Source organism: Pseudoxanthobacter sp. M-2 (genome assembly GCF_046156265.1).
Lineage (GTDB): Bacteria > Pseudomonadota > Alphaproteobacteria > Rhizobiales > Segnochrobactraceae > CAMDHY01.
On record NZ_JAWDIR010000048.1, the window covers coordinates 1 to 16,130 of the forward strand.

Annotated in this window: 16 protein-coding genes and 1 pseudogene; 4 read left to right on the plus strand and 13 right to left on the minus strand. The window is 64.5% G+C overall.

Features of this window, described 5'->3' with window-relative positions; genetic code table 11:
• The first annotated feature begins 782 nt into the window (after positions 1-782).
• A pseudogene (locus tag RUR49_RS25160) lies at positions 783-1,249 on the plus strand (hypothetical protein).
• Between the two features lie 180 nt (positions 1,250-1,429).
• The gene (locus RUR49_RS25165; protein WP_409149342.1) at positions 1,430-1,876 is read left to right on the plus strand and encodes a DUF6362 family protein; all 447 of its coding nucleotides are present in this window, start codon (positions 1,430-1,432) and stop codon (positions 1,874-1,876) included.
• 60 nt (positions 1,877-1,936) lie between these two features.
• Here the strand turns inward: RUR49_RS25165 and arr are convergent, their stop codons facing one another.
• The 9 genes from arr to RUR49_RS25210 all read right to left on the minus strand — a co-directional run bounded on the left by arr (position 1,937) and on the right by RUR49_RS25210 (position 12,315).
• Entirely contained in the window at positions 1,937-2,347 is a 411-nt protein-coding gene (gene arr, locus RUR49_RS25170; protein ID WP_409149665.1) for an NAD(+)--rifampin ADP-ribosyltransferase, read from the minus strand.
• Positions 2,348-3,463: 1,116 nt separating this feature from the next.
• Positions 3,464-4,150, minus strand: coding sequence for an ABC transporter ATP-binding protein (locus RUR49_RS25175; RefSeq protein ID WP_409149667.1), 687 nt, complete (start codon positions 4,148-4,150; stop codon positions 3,464-3,466).
• 71 nt (positions 4,151-4,221) lie between these two features.
• On the minus strand, positions 4,222-5,196 hold the full coding sequence (locus RUR49_RS25180; protein WP_409149344.1) for a branched-chain amino acid ABC transporter permease: 975 nt from the start codon (positions 5,194-5,196) through the stop codon (positions 4,222-4,224).
• Positions 5,196-6,086, minus strand: coding sequence for a branched-chain amino acid ABC transporter permease (locus RUR49_RS25185; RefSeq protein ID WP_409149346.1), 891 nt, complete (start codon positions 6,084-6,086; stop codon positions 5,196-5,198). The genes RUR49_RS25180 and RUR49_RS25185 overlap by 1 nt, the downstream gene beginning before the upstream one ends.
• A gap of 58 nt (positions 6,087-6,144) precedes the next feature.
• Positions 6,145-6,906, minus strand: a complete 762-nt coding sequence (locus RUR49_RS25190; protein ID WP_409149348.1) for an ABC transporter ATP-binding protein — start codon at positions 6,904-6,906, stop codon at positions 6,145-6,147.
• Positions 6,907-6,945: 39 nt separating this feature from the next.
• Entirely contained in the window at positions 6,946-7,302 is a 357-nt protein-coding gene (locus RUR49_RS25195) for a RidA family protein (RefSeq protein WP_409149350.1), read from the minus strand.
• Between the two features lie 49 nt (positions 7,303-7,351).
• Complete coding sequence (locus RUR49_RS25200) at positions 7,352-8,560, minus strand: ABC transporter substrate-binding protein (RefSeq protein ID WP_409149352.1); 1,209 nt, start codon at positions 8,558-8,560, stop codon at positions 7,352-7,354.
• A 12-nt stretch (positions 8,561-8,572) separates the two neighbouring features.
• Entirely contained in the window at positions 8,573-10,237 is a 1,665-nt protein-coding gene (locus tag RUR49_RS25205; protein WP_409149354.1) for a hydantoinase B/oxoprolinase family protein, read from the minus strand.
• Entirely contained in the window at positions 10,234-12,315 is a 2,082-nt protein-coding gene (locus RUR49_RS25210) for a hydantoinase/oxoprolinase family protein (protein ID WP_409149356.1), read from the minus strand. Before RUR49_RS25210 ends, RUR49_RS25205 begins: the two co-directional genes overlap by 4 nt.
• A 235-nt stretch (positions 12,316-12,550) precedes the next feature.
• On the opposite strand from RUR49_RS25210, the gene RUR49_RS25215 reads away from it, so the two are divergent.
• A complete protein-coding gene (locus RUR49_RS25215) occupies positions 12,551-13,156 on the plus strand; it encodes a helix-turn-helix domain-containing protein (RefSeq protein ID WP_409149358.1) in 606 nt (201 codons plus the stop codon).
• Positions 13,157-13,378: 222 nt separating this feature from the next.
• On the opposite strand, the gene RUR49_RS25220 is transcribed toward RUR49_RS25215, so the two are convergent.
• From RUR49_RS25220 to RUR49_RS25230, 3 genes are all read right to left on the minus strand, one after another.
• The gene (locus RUR49_RS25220; protein ID WP_409149360.1) at positions 13,379-13,573 is read right to left on the minus strand and encodes a DUF3489 domain-containing protein; all 195 of its coding nucleotides are present in this window, start codon (positions 13,571-13,573) and stop codon (positions 13,379-13,381) included.
• Positions 13,567-13,956 (minus strand): hypothetical protein, encoded by a 390-nt coding sequence (locus RUR49_RS25225; RefSeq protein ID WP_409149362.1) that lies wholly within the window; start codon positions 13,954-13,956, stop codon positions 13,567-13,569. Before RUR49_RS25225 ends, RUR49_RS25220 begins: the two co-directional genes overlap by 7 nt.
• A 92-nt stretch (positions 13,957-14,048) precedes the next feature.
• Positions 14,049-14,270, minus strand: a complete 222-nt coding sequence (locus tag RUR49_RS25230) for a hypothetical protein (RefSeq protein WP_409149364.1) — start codon at positions 14,268-14,270, stop codon at positions 14,049-14,051.
• 104 nt (positions 14,271-14,374) lie between these two features.
• Here RUR49_RS25230 and RUR49_RS25235 point away from each other — a divergent pair, with 104 nt between their 5' ends.
• Entirely contained in the window at positions 14,375-14,704 is a 330-nt protein-coding gene (locus RUR49_RS25235; protein WP_409149366.1) for a hypothetical protein, read from the plus strand.
• On the opposite strand, the gene RUR49_RS25240 is transcribed toward RUR49_RS25235, so the two are convergent.
• A complete protein-coding gene (locus tag RUR49_RS25240; RefSeq protein WP_409149368.1) occupies positions 14,647-16,116 on the minus strand; it encodes a protein adenylyltransferase SelO in 1,470 nt (489 codons plus the stop codon). The two genes, RUR49_RS25235 and RUR49_RS25240, sit on opposite strands and share 58 nt — an antisense overlap.
• Positions 16,117-16,130 lie beyond the last annotated feature (14 nt).

The window sequence follows — 16,130 nt, forward strand, 5'->3', positions numbered from 1 at the left end:
GCAGGGCTGCCCCCTCGACTGAGCCCGTCCGAAGGCAGCCATTTGTTAGGAGCGCCCGCGCTAAGTCGTATCCGGTCCACGCCGGGCGCGACACCGGCACCATCGGCTCCTTCGAAAGCTGGGCGCACGTGGTCCGTAGCGTCTTTGAGGTCGCCGGCATCCCCGGCTTCCTGTGCAATCTCCGTGGCCTCGGTTGACGCTGCGGGTGTCGTGGGTGAGCCAGCGGTCGATGCGAGCGCCGGTGATCAGGATTGGCAGGACGAGGAGTTCGCACTACCGGAGCCGCTCCGCGACGTTCCCGTTGGCGAGATTCTCGAACGGGCGCTCAGGATCGAGCCGGCGAACTGGACGAAGAGCGACCAGATGCGGGTCGGCGCATGGCTGAAGTCACGACAGTGGGAACGGTATCGAGCACGGGCCGGAGAGGCGCGCGAATGGCGCTATCGGAAGCCGCCCGGGACAGAGTGATCGAAGCGACCTCCCTACAAGACCGGCGTGACAGGGGCATCCGAAGGGGTGCCCCTTCTGCATTTGGGCCTATCCGCACCTCGAGGTCGGGTCCTACCTTGTGGTCTGGTTCCACTAGGTCCCACTTCAGTTTGAGGTGGGACCTAGTGGGACCAGACGCAATCCCTGGCCTCGGCCCGCATTTCCATTGAACCGCCCCCGCCCGCGTGATTCTCTTGCCGTGACCAAAGCCGAAGGCCCACGCGCCGTGAGCCTTCATGATGTTCTCGCGGACCCTCGTGCACTCAGCCCGCGCCGAACCGGCAGCGGTCCCGATGCCCTGCATCCTCGCCCTCGATCTCGGCACCGCGACCGGCTGGGCGCTGCGGGGATCCGACGGCCTCATCACCTCCGGCACCGCATCGTTCCGCCCCGGTCGCTTCGACGGCGCGGCATGCGCTACCTGCGGCTCGCCAACTGGCTGACCGAGCTCGACCGCCTGTCCGGGCCACTCTCCACCATCTGGTTCGAGGAGGTGCGCCGTCACGCCGGCACCGACGCCAGCCACATCTACGGTGGGCTGATGGCGACGCTCACCGCCTGGGCCGAGCAGCGTGACATCCCCTACGAGGGCGTCCCCGTCGGCACCATCAAGCGTCACGCCACCGGCAAGGGCAACGCGCCGAAAGAAGCGATGATCGCTGCCGCCAGGGCGCAAGGCTTCTCCCCCGCCGACGACAACGAGGCGGACGCCGTCGCACTGCTCCTTTGGGCGATCGAGACCAAGGGAGGCATCCGATGAGGTGGGCTCCGCGAGGCTTCGGCGGACATCGCCGCAATCCCGAGCAGGTCAAGCAATAGGGCTGGCTCGAGCAGATGGTCCTCGTCGTCAGTGAGGCCGATCCCCGCCTCACCTGGCCCGAGCGCGAACTCGTTCGCCAACTCGGGGACAAATTCTACGGCATGCGCAAGGAGGTCTGTCATGGACGCCTGGACCCGTGATCAGGTTGAGGAGCGCCTCAACGAAGCCGCCGACGTTCTGAAGCGGCTGCCCGAGGTGAAGGTGCAGGGATACTTCAGCACCTGTCCGCGCATCGTCTACGAGTTCTCCGATCTCGTCGGCCAGGAAGCGCCGCGGCTACCTCGCGGACCGCCGCCGCCGGATGCCATCACGCGCATGGAGGCGACGCTGCCCTGGCTGCAGTGGCTGGAGCCGGACGACGCCAAGCTCGTGTGGGCACGCGCTGAGCGGACGCCGTGGAAGCCGATCTGCTGGCGCTTCGGCGTCTCGCGCGCCACGGCCCACCGCCGCTGGGAGTACGCCCTCAGCGTGATCGTCTGGCGGCTGAGTGGTCGCCGCCCGCCACCGAAGCGATCGCAGCGGTACGTGGTTGAGCACGCGGAGCGTCGGGGCAACCCGCGTTGGTGACGGCTTGCCCCAAGGAGACACAACAGGCGGCGCCCGATGGCGGCGACGCAGCATTCTCGGTCAATCGATGACGATGCCCTTGCCCGCTGCTCGCAGCGCTGCCAACCCGTCCTTCATTTGCTGAAGTCGCTCGGGCGTGTGCGCCTCCCACTCCGTGACCTCGCCCACGATCCTGAGGGGTTCGCGAGACCGATACGACTTCGTGGGATTCCCTGGATACTTCTTGTCCGTAAGATTGGGGTCGTCGACGTACTCACCGGTCGGCTCAACGACGTAAATCCGCTCCCGTCCTTCGCCAGTCGCCAGCTCTGCGCCCCAGATTGCGGCCTCGAGGGTCTGGCTAAAGTAGACCCAGGACATCGGAATGCCGTCCCGATAGTTCGATCTGAACCCCACTCGGATCAAATCGCCGACTTGAAGATCTGCCCGCGTGCCGTGATAGAATTGCTCTGCTCCCGTAGAAAATCCCATGCTGTCACTCACCTTGTTGACCTGTCGTCCCACCAACGTGCCGACGGTCGGTAGCCGCCTCGCAGCCGCGCTTGCCCCCGGGCAAAGTTGGCAGCGGTACGTGGGGGCTGTGTGCTGGGCGTCAAGTGCAATCGCCTCAGCGACAATTTTTGGGTGAGACACTGCAGGTCGAGACCGATCCTGCGGATTTGGGGTATGTCTTGGGCACGGTGGCGAGAGGCGCGGGCGGGCACCCCCTCCCCCCTCTGGTTCCTCCGGCGGGGTGCACGGAGTGCGGGGGGAGGGGCCGCCCGGAACCGCGCCACCGGCACCATAGAATTTTGAGTTACCAGTTACCGCCTTCGGTTACCGGATGGTGCGCTAAGCTACTGCAATCCTTTGTTTATCTTCGTGCCCTGCCGATTTCGCGGTGGTAGCCAACACGCACCGGTTACCAGCCTCCGTGCTCTCCGCCTCGCCCCCGCACTGTGTAACCGGTGCGCTCAGCGCTATTGGTCGCGGTGTCCGGAGGCCCGCCGGAGCGCTACCGATCCCCTTTCACAATCTACCTCCGACGACGAACTCCCTCCCCGACAGGGGTCACGGGAAGCAGCCGCTGCTGAGCGCTTTGGCGCTCGGAAACGTGCTTTCGATTTCCCAACTCGGCGGGCACACTGTGGGCGCAGCGCCGGCAAGAGGCATCGCTGTCGGCGTGCGTCTCCCGTCCTCCCCAGCCAGCGCTGACCCCGATGGACCGCTCCGCGCAGTGACCTATCAACTTTCAGAACACACCATGAACTTTCCAGGTGCGCCCTCAAGTAACTACCCCGGCTTCGACGGCTGCACCATCATCGCGGTGCGCCTGGTCTGACGCGGCCGCTCTCTACATTGGCCGGCGCCGCTGGGACGCCAATGCCGGATCGGTAGAGCTTGAGGCCAGGCGCACCGCGGCGTTTGCAGCGGCGCCACCGACAAGTATCTCCTGATGGTTCCGATTGGCGCGGGTTGATCGGAGAGCTCCGCTCTCACCGCTCTCTCCGGCACGGCCACGCTCAACCTCCTTCCCCATTCGGGTGCCCCGGACGTTCCGACAACACCCTCGGAGGTCGTTTGCGTCACCCGGCACTCGGATAAGGTTCAGAGGTGGGCTTGGAGCTTACTCATGTGCGTGCCGACTTCGGCGGCATCGAACTCATCCACGATGACGCCCTGGTCGACAACGTAGTGCCGATCGGCGACCTTCGCAGCAAATCGAATATTCTGCTCGACGAGAACGATGGTGTAGCCCTGCTCCTTGAGCGTCGCGATCGTCCGCCCGATCTGTTGTACGATGACCGGCGCCAGTCCTTCGGTCGGCTCGTCGAGCAACAGAAGTTTGGCTCCCGTGCGCAGAATTCGGGCAATCGCCAGCATCTGCTGCTCGCCACCCGATAATCGCGTGCCCGGCGAGGCCTTCCGGGATTCGAGATTGGGGAACAACTCGTAGATTTGCGCGACCGCCATGCCACCATCGGCAATGCGCGGCGGCAGCAGCAGGTTTTCCTCGACGGAAAGACTGGAAAAGACGGCGCGCTCCTCGGGACAGTACCCTATGCCGAGGCGCGCGATGGTGCGGGTCGGCAGGTCGATCAGCTCACGGCCGCGGAACTGAATCGAGCCCTGGCGGTGCGAGAGCATACCCATGATGGCGCGTAGGGTGGAGCTCTTGCCGGCACCATTGCGGCCCAGCAGGGTGACTACCTCGCCCTCGAAGACCTCGAAGTTGACCCCATGCAGCGCCTGCGACAGGCCGTAGCCGCCCGTCAGGTTCGCCACCTTAAACATCGGGGCCGAAGCCGACGACGCCGGCTGATCCGGGGCGGTAGTGATAGTCATGATCGGTTGCCCCGCGCGGTTCAGAGTCGAATCTTCAGACGGCTGGCGAGTTCGCCGATCGCGCCGCGCCGGAACAGCAGCACTGCAGCGATGAATATCCACCCCTGCACGAAGGTCACCCACGCCCCGAGGTGGGCCAGGTAGTTCTCGATGGCGACGACGATGAGCGCGCCGGCGATCGGGCCGAGGATGGTTCCCATGCCGCCGATGAGCACCATCAGCACGACGGCGCCCGATGTCGACCAGTGCACGTCGCTCAGGGTGGCGAGCTGGAAGACGATGGTCTTCATGGACCCGGCGAGCCCCGCCAAGGCGCCCGAGAGAATGAACAGGAGATATTTGAAGCGCTGGGCGTCGTAGCCCATTGAGATGGCACGCGGCTCGTTGTCCCGGATCGCCTTGATCACCTGACCGAACGGCGAGTGGACGATCCGGTGCAGGAAAAGGATGGCGAGAAGAAAGACTGTGGCGATGAAGACGTAGAGGGCGGTGGTGTCCCTCAGGTCGATGAGGCCAAAGAGATAGCCGCGCGGCACGGCCTGGATGCCGTCCTCACCGCCGGTGAAGGACGACTGCAGGAAGACGAAGTACAGCATCTGCGCCAGCGCAAGCGTGATCATCGCGAAGAAGACGCCCTGCCGGCGGATTGCGACCAGCCCGAAGACAGCGGCGAGCGCCGCCGATCCGGCGACGCCGACCAGAATGGCGATCTCGGGGGTGAGCTGAAAGGTCTTGGCGAAGTAGGCCGTCGCGTAGGCGGCGATACCGAAATAGGCGGCGTGGCCGAAGGACAGGAGCCCGCCGAAGCCGAGCAGCAGGTTCACGGCGCTCGCGAACAAGGCGAAGCACAGGACCTTCAGCACGAAGATCGGGTAGACGACAATCGGTGCGAAGGCCAGAAGCACCGCGAGAAGGATGAAGACGCGCCAGCTGACGAGCGTGTCGCTCTCGCCGGCCCCGGCCTTCGTGGCGGTGAGGGATGCGTAACTCGCCATCAGGATGACTTTCCGAAGAGGCCGGCAGGCTTCACGCAGAGGACGACGACCATGATGACGAAGATCACGACGCCTGAGGCCTCTGGGTAGACGACCTTGGTCAGACCCTCCAGGACGCCAAGGGCAAAGCCGGTCAGGATCGAGCCGAGTATCGAACCCATGCCGCCGATCACCACGACGGCGAACACGACGATGATCAGTTCGCCCCCCATGGTCGGATTGACCGAGTAGATCGGCGCGGCCAGCACGCCCGCCAGCGCTGCCAGGCCGACGCCGATGCCGAATGTGATCGTCAGGAGCCGTGGCACGTTGATGCCGAATGCTTCCGTCATCGCCGCGTTCTCGGTCGCGGCGCGCAGATAGGAGCCAATTTTTGTCTTCTCAATCACCAGCCAGGTCGCGAGACAGATGACGATCGACACCAGCACGACCCAGCCACGGTAGGCCGGCAGGTAGAGCGAGTCGGTGATCAGGAAGCCGCCTTTCAGCAGGTCCGGAACCGGGTACGGCATTCCCGAATTGCCGTAAACGATCCGGAAGCCGCCCTGAATCACCAGCGTGCAGCCGAAGGTCAAAAGCAGCACGTAAAGTCCATCGAGCTTGTAGAGCCGTGAGATAACGAGGCGCTCGAGAACCATGCCGAGACAGCCGACGATGACCGGCGCGAGGACGAGTGCCGGCCAGTATCCGAGCCCGAGATAGTTCAGCAGCATCCAGGCGCTGAAAGCGCCGACCATATAGAATGCGCCGTGCGCGAAATTGACGATGTTCAACAGGCCGAAGATGACCGCAAAACCGAGGCTGAGCACGGCGTAGAACGACCCATTGATGAGGCCGATAACGAGCTGTCCGAACAAGGCCGGCAGCGGGATGCCGAAGAGCATCATCATGGCAGGCGCCTGCGAAACGGGGGGAGCGGGATGGATGCGGGTCGTCGAGCGCCGCGCGTCATGCGGCCTCCTCCGGGCTGCCGATATAGGCCTCGATGACCCGTGGATCGGCAGCGACCTCGGCGTAGGTGCCATGGGCGAGCACGCTGCCTCGGGCGAGAACCGTGACGTGGTCGGAGATCGTCGAGACGACCGAAAGATTATGCTCGACCATCAGAACCGTGTGGGCCGGAACAAGCGCACGGACGAGCCGCGAGATGCGCTCGATGTCCTCGACGCCGACGCCGGCCATCGGCTCGTCTAGCAAGATGACCCTGGGCTTAAGTGCCAAAGTCGCGGCGATTTCCAGGATGCGCCGCCGGCCGTAGGGGAGCGAGCCAGCCAGTTGGTGGGTCAGGTCGGCGAGGCCCACGGAGTCCAGCATCTCCCCGGCTTCGGCGTCTAAGCGGGCAAGCGCCTTCTGTGATCTCCAGAAGTCCATCGAGCTGCCGTGTCGCCGTTGGATGGCGAGACGAACGTTCTCGAGAACGCTTAGATGGGGGTACACGGCGGAGATCTGGAACGAGCGTACCAGTCCCCGCCGTGCGATCGTCGATGGCTTGACCCGGGTGATCCTCTCGCCGAACAGCAGAATGTCTCCCGCCGTCGGGTCGATGAACCTCGTCATGAGGTTGAACATGGTCGTCTTGCCGGCCCCGTTGGGGCCGATCAAGGCGTGGACAGTTCCCTGGTGCACGGAGAGACTGACGTCATCTACCGCCTTGAAGCCGAGAAACGTCTTCGAAACGCCTTTCGCTTCTAGAACGACGGTAGTCTCCATGAAACTGTCCTCATTCCAGGATCGACGCGGTTAGTGGCGTCAGTTGCCGGCGAGAGCCGTCACAGCGATCTCAACGAGCAGGTCGGGGGCCGCGAGCTTGGCCTCGACCGTGGCGCGGGCGGGCGGTGTATGCCCTGAGATCCACTTCTCCCAGACACCGTTCATGGCCGCGAAATCCCGCTCGATCTCCCTCAGCCAGACCTGCGCATAGAGCATCCGGCTGCGGTCCGTGCCAGCTTCCGCCAGCAGTTCGTCGATGATGGCGAGGACCTCTTCGGTCTGTCCGGCGCAGTCCTTCGTCCGGGTCTTGGCAACCTGGCCCGTTACGAAGACCTGGCCGTTGCCGACGACGGCTCGGCTGAGACGCGCGTTGGGCTGAATGTGCTGAATATTCATTCTCTGCTCCAGTCGATCGCCGCGCCTCTGGCGGGATCAGATCGTGAAATTATTTTTTGATGAAGTCGCACTCGGATCGCTCGATCGGGAAGTAGACCTCTTCGCCGGGGATCGTCTTGATCAGCTCCAGGTAGTCATCCGGGTACTTGGACTCGTCGGGCGACTTGATTCGGAACAGCGACATGTCGAACATCGTGCGGCCGTCTTCGCGGATGCGGCCGCCCTTGCCGAAGAAGTCGTCGACCGGCTTGGCCTTCATGTCGGGGATGACGATCGCCGCATCGTCGCTGCCGGTCGCCTTAACCGACTTCAGGTAGTGTAGGACCGCTGAGTAGACACCGGCCTGCGTCATCGTCGGCTTGGCGCCATGGATCTTCTCGAAGCGCTCGGCGAAGGCGCGGCTCTCGTCGTCCTGGTCCCAATAGAACGCCTGGGCAATCAGGATTCCCTGGGCCTGCTCGAGGCCGATTGGCGCGATGTCGGAAAAATTCAGGAACAGTCCAGCGATTTGCATGCCCTGCTCGGGCAGTCGGAACTCGCGCGCCTGCTTGATGGTGTTGATAGCATCTCCGCCATTGTTCGCGAGGCCCAGCACATTGGCGCCGGCGCCCTGCGCCTGGTAGAGCAGCGACGCGAAGTCGGTGGTGCCGAGCGGGTGGCGCGACGCTCCGACGACCTCGCCGCCGTTCTGCTTGACGATGTCGGCCGCGTCCTGCTCCAGCGCATGGCCGAGCGCGTAGTCGACGGTGATGAAGTACCACTTATCGCCGCCGCCCTCGGTCACCGCCTTTGCGGCGGTGCTGGCGAGCCCGTAGCTGTCGTAGGTCCAGTGGATTGAGTATGGCGAGCAGGAGTCGCCTGTGATGCGGCGCGAGCCGACGGCGGTCGCCAGCGACGCCTTCTTGAATTCCTTCGTCAGGGCCTGGACGGCGAGCGCGACGGCGGAGTTGCCGTAGTCCACGATGACGTCGACCTGGTCGTTTTCGTACCAGCCGCGCGCGATCTGGGCGCCGATGTCGGCCTTGTTCTGATGGTCGGCGGAGATGACGTCGACGCGCACGCCGTCAATCGACCCCATGTCCTCGACAGCCATCTTGGCGGCGACCACCGAGCCCGGGCCGGAAGCATCAGCATAAAGGCTAGACTGATCGTTCAGGATGCCAATCTTGACGAGCTTGTCGGAAACGTCCGCATTTGCGACGCTGCCGGAGGCGGCCAGCAAACCGAAGGCGGCCAACCATAAACCACTGCTTTTCATCACTCTCTCCCATTAGCCGCGCTGGTGGTGGTAGACGTCTCGCGCCACGGCCTCGCTGACGAAGCCCGCATCTATGTCGGCTAGGACCCGTGCCGGGTCGCGGTCATCGGTCTTGCCGTAGCCGCCGCCGCCGCCGAGGGCGACGGTGACAATGTCGCCGGTGCGCAGGCTGTGGCTCTGCCGCGGCGACAGTTGGATGATCTCGCCGTCGCGCTCGATGGAGAACCCGCCGACCGTTGCGTCGGTGCCGCCGAAGATGCCGCGGGCGGCTAGCTTGAAGCGGTCGCCATAGAAGGCGAGCACGACGCCATCCTTGAGGATCTCGAAGCGCTTGCGGAAGCCGAGCCCGCCACGCGTCGTGCCGTGGCCGCAGCTATCGGGGACGATCTCGTAAGCCGTGACACGGAAGAAGTCGTAGCCCCGGTCGGCGCTCTCGACAGGCGTGTTGGTGCAGTTGGAGAGCGGCGAATCCACCGCGCTGCAGCCGTCCGCGCCCTGCGTCGCGCCGTTACCGCCGCCGAAGACCTCCAGATAGACGGAGTATCCCTTCTCGCCCAGCCGGGTGAGCGAGGCGACCGTCAGCGTGTCGAATCCCGGCGCCGCAACCTTTTCGGGAAGCACCGGCGCGAGCGCCAGCATGATTGCATTGTAGGCGCGGTAACAGGCTTCGAGGCGCGCCCTCACGGCCGCTGGCGGCCGGGGATTGAGCAGGCAGCCGAGCGGCGCCTTGATCGTCACCGCCCGCTCGCCGCCCTGGTTGAACGGAACGTGCGACGGCGTCAGCAGTGCCTTCAGTGCACACAAGACCGCCGAGACAGAGGCGGCGTAGGGGGAGTTCATGTTGCCGCTGACCTGCGGCCCCGTCCCCTCGAAGTCGACCTCGATCTCTTCGCCGGCAACCGTCACCGTCACGCAGACCGGGACCGGCCCGCCGCCGTCGCCGTCATCGTCGATGTAGTCGGTGCCCGTGTAGGTGCCGTCGGGGATCCGCGCGATCGCGCCACGCATCATCTTCTCGGTGTAGTCGAGTGTCTCGGCCGCGACCTGGTCGATGACCTCGAAGCCATATTTTTCGATCAGGCCGGCGAAGCGAGCGCGGCCGATGGCGTTGGCCGCGAACTGGGCGTTGAAGTCGCCGATGGTGAGATCGGGAACGCGCACGTTCGCCGCGATGATCCGCTCGAGCGCGCCGCCGTTCCAGTCTCGCGTATAGTTCATCACGATCGGCGGCAGCCGAAGCCCTTCGCCGTAGACATCGACCGCGCTGGCGCTGATGCCGGCGCCGGCCCCGCCGATGTCGAGATGGTGGGCGACGGTCGCGGTATAGCCGACGATCCGATCTCCGGCGAAAACCGGGAAAAAGATGAAAACGTCCTGCAGGTGCTGCCCACCGGCATAGGGATCGTTGGTAATGACGAAGTCGTCGGGCCCGATCGGGACGTGGCGCAGATAGTCGAGTGACCAGCGGAACGTCGCCGACATCGAGCCGAGCAAGATGGGGTTCTGGTCCACCTGTGCGATGACGCGGCCTTTGGCGTCGAGCAGCGCCGCCGAACAGTCGCGGGCCTCGCGCACGATGGTGGAGAACGCCGACTGGATGAGCTTGGCGCCCATCTCGCGCGGGATTGCCAGGAGGTTCTGGCTGATGATGGCGAAGGCGGAGCGCGAAAGGGTCATGACGCGACCTTGGTCAGCAGGAGATTGTCGCCGTCGTCGCGCCTCACCCGCCAGCCGGCGTCCGCGAAGACGCTGCTGGTATCGCTGACGATCAGCACCGGACCATCAATGGACGCGCCGTTCGACAGAAGGTCGACGGTGAGTTCGCGGCACTGCTGGCGGCGGCCGCTGCGATAGACCGGCACGACAGTGTCGGAACTCTCGAGCGAACTCGTCCAGCGCAGCACCGGGACGTTCTTGTTCTCCTTGATGCTGATCAGCCGCACCGAGATGATCTCGATGGCACGCTCGAGGGCATCGGTGTTCATGAAGACGCCGGCGTAGGTGAGCTTGAAGCGCCGGGCGAGATCCGGCGCCGTCAAGGTTGCCAGTTCCTCGGGTGTCAGGCCGACCTGCAGCTCGAACGCCTGGCCGGCAAAGCGCATGTCGAACTGGATGCGGTGGACCGTGCCGCCCCCCATCTGCATCGCGGCATAGCGATCCGCGACATCCTCCGCCATGCTGGCGATCTGGGCCTGCAGTCGCGGAATGGCGGCGGCCTCCACGACTTCGCGGACGGAAGCAACGTCGATGATCATGTGATCGGCGGCCAACAGCCCGAAGGCCGACATGACGCCCGGGTTGGGCGGCACGATCACCCGGTCGGCGCCGAGCTCGTCGGCGATCTCGGTGGCGCAGAGCGGGCCGGCGCCGCCGAAGGGCATCAACGCATAGTCGCGGGGATCGCGGCCGCGCTCGGTGGAAACGGTCTGGATGGCCCGCACGATATTTGATGCGGCGAGCGACAGGGCGCCGTCCGCCGCCGCCTCGACGGTAGTTCCCAGAAGCCTGGCAATCGGTTCGAACGCTTGGAATGCCGCCTCGCGATCGAGCGGCATGGTTCCGCCAAGGAAGGTGTGCGGCTGCAGCGTGCCGCAGATGACGTGGGCATCGGTCAGGGTCGGCAACGTGCCACCGCGGCCGTAGCAGGCGGGGCCCGGGCGCGCGCCCGCACTGTGCGGGCCGACGTGCAGCATGCCGCCGTCATCGACCGAGACGATGCTGCCCCCACCGGCGCCGATCGTGACGATGTCGGTCATCGGGTAGCGAATCGGCAACCCGTCCACCTCCGACTGCACGGCAATTTCGGCGTGACCGCCGCTTACGAGGCAGACGTCCGACGACGTGCCACCCATGTCGAAGGTGATGATGTCGTCGATGTTCGAGCGCGATGCCTGGCGGATGGCGCCCACCACGCCCGCGGCCGGGCCGGACAGGAAGGCCGAGATGCAGCTCTGGCGCATTCCATCGATGGGGATGCGGCCGCCATTCGACTGCATGATGCTGAGTTTGCCACCGAAGCCGCGCGCGCTCACCGCTTCCTCGAGGCGGCCGAGGTAACGGTTGATGACGGGCTGCACGTAGGTCGACAGCACCGTGGTAGAGGCGCGCTCGTACTCTCGGAATTCGCGGACTATGGATGACGACGTGGTGACGAGGAGGTCGAGTTCCTCTCGGATCAGCGCGGCGAGTTGCTCCTCGTGCGCACCGTTCTCGTGCGCATTGAGCAGGCAGATGGCAACCGACGTGAAGCCGCCTGCCTTCAGGGCCGGAATGAGGCGGCTCCTTGTCTCGACAAGGTCGAGCGGCAGGACGACATGGCCCTTCCCGTCGATCCGCTCGCGGACTTCGAAGCAGTGCTGCCGCATCACGATCGGCAACGGCTTTTGATAGTCGATGGCGAAGATTTGTCGCCGGTCGTGACGCTGAATCTCGAGAATGTCACGGAAGCCCGACGTCGCCACGAACGCCGTCGGCGCGCCGCGGCGCTCGAGGATGGTGTTGGTTGCGACCGTCGACCCATGGACGAAGTCGGCAACCTGGGAGACATCGACGCCCGAGGCGTCGAGCGCATCCACGACCGCTCTCTCGGGTTCGGCCGGCGTACTAGGCACCTTCAGCAGACGGATCTCGTCGCCTTCAATCGCAATGAAATCGGTGAACGTGCCGCCGACCTCGACGCCGATGCGAGCGAGAACCTCGCTGCGGTCAGCAGCTTGGTTGGCCTCGATGCCGCTCCCTGGCAGTTCGATACCCATGCTAGCCACGTCATCTCCAAAATTATCGCGCTAACGAAATGATCAAGGATCAATTCTCCTGTCAATATAAAATCTCGACTCGCCCAGAAGCTCCCACCGACGGTAGATGGCGGCCCGTCCGGACGGAGATCCGATAAGCGGCGCAGATCACAAAGCGAAATCGACCGGTGGAATTTCGCCTCTCAGTGAAATATGTGATGGTTGGCGCAATAGGCCAGCTAAGCCGAGGAACCGCGTGACCGAGCCCCAAACCGACGATCTGCCTGAAGTCCTCTCCTTCGCGATGGACGAGTTTGGTGCTCGTCTCAGGCAGATCCGCACGATGCGGAAAATGTCGCTGGCCGAGCTATCCCGGGCGTCCCGTGTATCGGTCGCAATGCTCAGTCACATCGAGCGGGGGCAAACAATGCCCTCGCTAACGACGCTGCAGCGAGTGGGGGGGGCCTTGGGTGTCCCTCTCAGTGAACTCTTCGTAGAAATGAGCGGGCAGAAAGCCGACCAACGCAGCGTCATCATGCGCAAAGATGACCGTCTACGCATCCAGTTCGCACACCCCGGGCTAAGCAAGGAGCTGCTGTCCCCGTCGCGAACATCCGACCTCGAGATGCTGATGCTCGTACTCGAACCCAAGGCAACATCGGGGCCCGACGCGTGGATGCGCAACGGCGAGAAAGCTGGAATGGTTGTTGAGGGTCGCTTTGAGCTGACGATCGGCACCTCAGTATTCGAATTAGATGCCGGCGACAGTTTTCAATTTGACGGCACGATACCCCATCGATTTCGAAATATTTACGCTGGTCAAACACGAGTATATTGGATTATACGATCGGAATCTATTTAGAGTTTCAGAATAAATAGCTACTGATGCTTTATTAATTGGTGAGGATTGACCCGCTTTCATTTTCGGACCGATCCAATGCCTGAGCTTCCAAGACCGGCAGGAGTCGCGATTGACGAACTGTCCTGCCTTGACACTTCGGGGCCGTGGCGCCAGTTCCCTCGTTACCTCACCGCCTCGCGTTCAACACACAGCGCAGCAAAGCCACCTGCTCCCATGGCTTTCTTATGCCGCAGCATCCGAGCCGATGCGATAGACTCGCCCGCGCCCGTCGACCTTCTCGGGGGTGACGTCGAGCCCGAGGTTCTTCTTCAGCGTGCCTGCGATCGCTCCGCGCACCGTGTGCGGCTGCCATCCGGTTGCGGCTACGATCTCGCCGATGGTCGCGCCGGTCTCGGCGCGGAGCATCTCTATCAGCATCGCCTGCTTCGTGCCGGCGCGCGTAGTGCGCGCCTTGGGTGCGGGATCGCCCCCTGCCCCGGTGTGTCGGTCGCGACGTCCACGCTCGGCGCCTTGTCGGCGCCCGTGGGCGCGCTGTCGGCCGCTTCGGGCTCAAGGCCGATGGCGGCGAGCCCGGCTTCGGTCGCAACCAGCGTCATGCCGCAGCCGTCACCATTCTCGTGCCAGAGCGGGTCGCCCTTGTCGGCATAGACCTCGGCGAGGAGGCCCTTGGCGATCATCGAGCCGACGACCTTGGCGGTGGCGCCGCCGCCCAGATTGCTCGGCAGAGGAAGTGCGAGGTGGCCGGGACGCTGGGCGGTCGCGGTCAGGATTGCGAACTGGGTGTCGGAGAGCTTGGTCATCGGGTCGGCTCCAAGAGCGGGGCCGCGTTGATCGCGACCCTCCTACGACCCCGAGCCCGCCTCGCGGCGGGCTGGCGCAGGTAGATGCTCTTTCAGTCGGCGAACTCGCCCTCATGGAAGGCACTGTCGATGATGCGCTTCAGGAGTTTGGCGTAGTCGTCGAGCGTTCCGACGTCTCCCCAGTTCACCTCGTCTGGATGAACGTTGAAGTGCTCGTCGCTCAGCGTCTTGATCCGCGCCCGCGCGGCGTCGATCTCTGCCTTGCGCTGGATGAAGGCTTCGAGGGCCTTGGCGTTGTTCTTGGAGCTGCGCATCGTCACCTCCGTTCCTGATGGCGACATAAAGGCTCTGCATTGCCCGCAAGCCAAGCGGATAAGTGCATCATCACGTTAGAATTTTTTGCCCCCGGAGGAGCAGCGTGGGCGTGTCGATCCGCGCCTACGCGCGCAGCCGCGGTGTCTCCCACGTCGCCGTCATGAAGGCTACGAAGACCGGCCGGATCCTGCTCGAAGCTGATGGCAGCGTCGACCCGGCGAAGGTGGATGCGGCCATGGAACATGAGAGCGACCTTGGGACCGCCAAGCCGAAGCCAGAAGCGACACCCGCACTGGTGGTGCGCCCGAACGCCGTGCCTTCGCGCACAATCCTCGCCGCCTTAGTGCTCGATCCTCACGCAGCGAAGATCCCAGATCAGGTGCCGCAGAACGTGCTCAGCACGACCTCGTCCGGCTTTGGCGGTCTTGCGTAGGCGGCGCTCTCAGGTTGATTGTCATAGGGCCGTGCCAGCACCGCCGAGAGCCGCTCGAACGGGCCGAAATCGTTGGCGATACCCGCTCGGATCGCCTCCTCGACGCGGTGGTTGCGCGGGATGAAGAGCGGGTTCGCCTGCCGCATCCGCGCCGCCCGCTCGGCATCGTCTCCCCCTTCTGTCGCGAGCCGCTCGCGCCAGCCGGCGAGCCAGGCGTCGATTTTCGCGGGTCCTGTGAACAGCCCCCTGAGTGCGGCATCCTCACCTCCAGCTGCGGCACAGAGGTGGCGGAAGGTAAGGGTGAAGTCCGAACGTGCCTGCGCCATGGTACCGAGCAGGCTCTTCACGAGGTCGAGATCGCCGTCGCGGGCGCTGCCCAAGCCGAGCTTGCGCCGCATCAGATCGATGAAAGATGCTTCAAAATGTGTCGAGAAGCCGTTGATCGCGACCTTCGCCTGCTCGACCGCTGCCGTCCCGTCCGCGTCGATAAGCTCGAGCAGCGTCTCGGCGAGGCGCGCGAGGTTCCATTGAGCGATGCGCGGCTGGTTACCGTAGGAATAGCGGCAGCCGCGGTCGATGGAGCTGTAGACCTGTTCCGGATCGAAACCGTCCATGAATGCGCACGGACCGTAGTCGATCGTCTCGCCGGCGATCGACATGTTGTCGGTGTTCATGACGCCGTGGATGAAGCCAATCGACATCCAGTGCGCGACGAGAGCAGCCTGGGCGGTCACGACCGCCTCAAGCAGGGCCAGATACGGTTGCGCCGCCGCGCGCACCTGCGGGTAGTGTCGGCTGATGACGTGATCGGCGAGGAGCCGGATGCCTTCGATGTCACCGCGGGCAGCAAAGAACTGGAACGTGCCGACGCGCACATGGCTCTTCGCTACGCGAGTCAGCACGGCACCGGGCAGGATCTCCTCCCGGATCACCCGTTCACCGGTGACGACGGCGGCTAGTGCCCGAGTTGTCGGGACGCCCAGCGCGTTCATAGCCTCACTGACGAGATACTCGCGCATGACGGGCCCGAGCGATGCCCGCCCATCGCCGGAGCGCGAGAACGGCGTTGGACCGGCGCCCTTGAGTTGGATGTCTCGGCGTACGCCATCCCGGCCGACGACCTCGCCGAGCAGAATTGCCCGCCCGTCGCCGAGTTGCGGCACGAACTGGCCAAACTGGTGGCCGGCGTATGCGAGGGCCACCGGGTCGGCACCTTCCGGCACACGATTGCCGGCGAGGACATCGACCCCCTCCGAGCTCTCCAGCATCGCCGCGACGAGGCCGAGGTCCGCAGCGAGCGGCCGATTCAGCCTAATGAGGCGCGGCGCCGTGGTCGGCGTCGGCGCTATGCGCGCATAAAAGCGATCTGGCAGCCGCACGTAGGTGTTTTCGAAGGGCAAATGAACGCTCATCGAGGTGGTCCCCA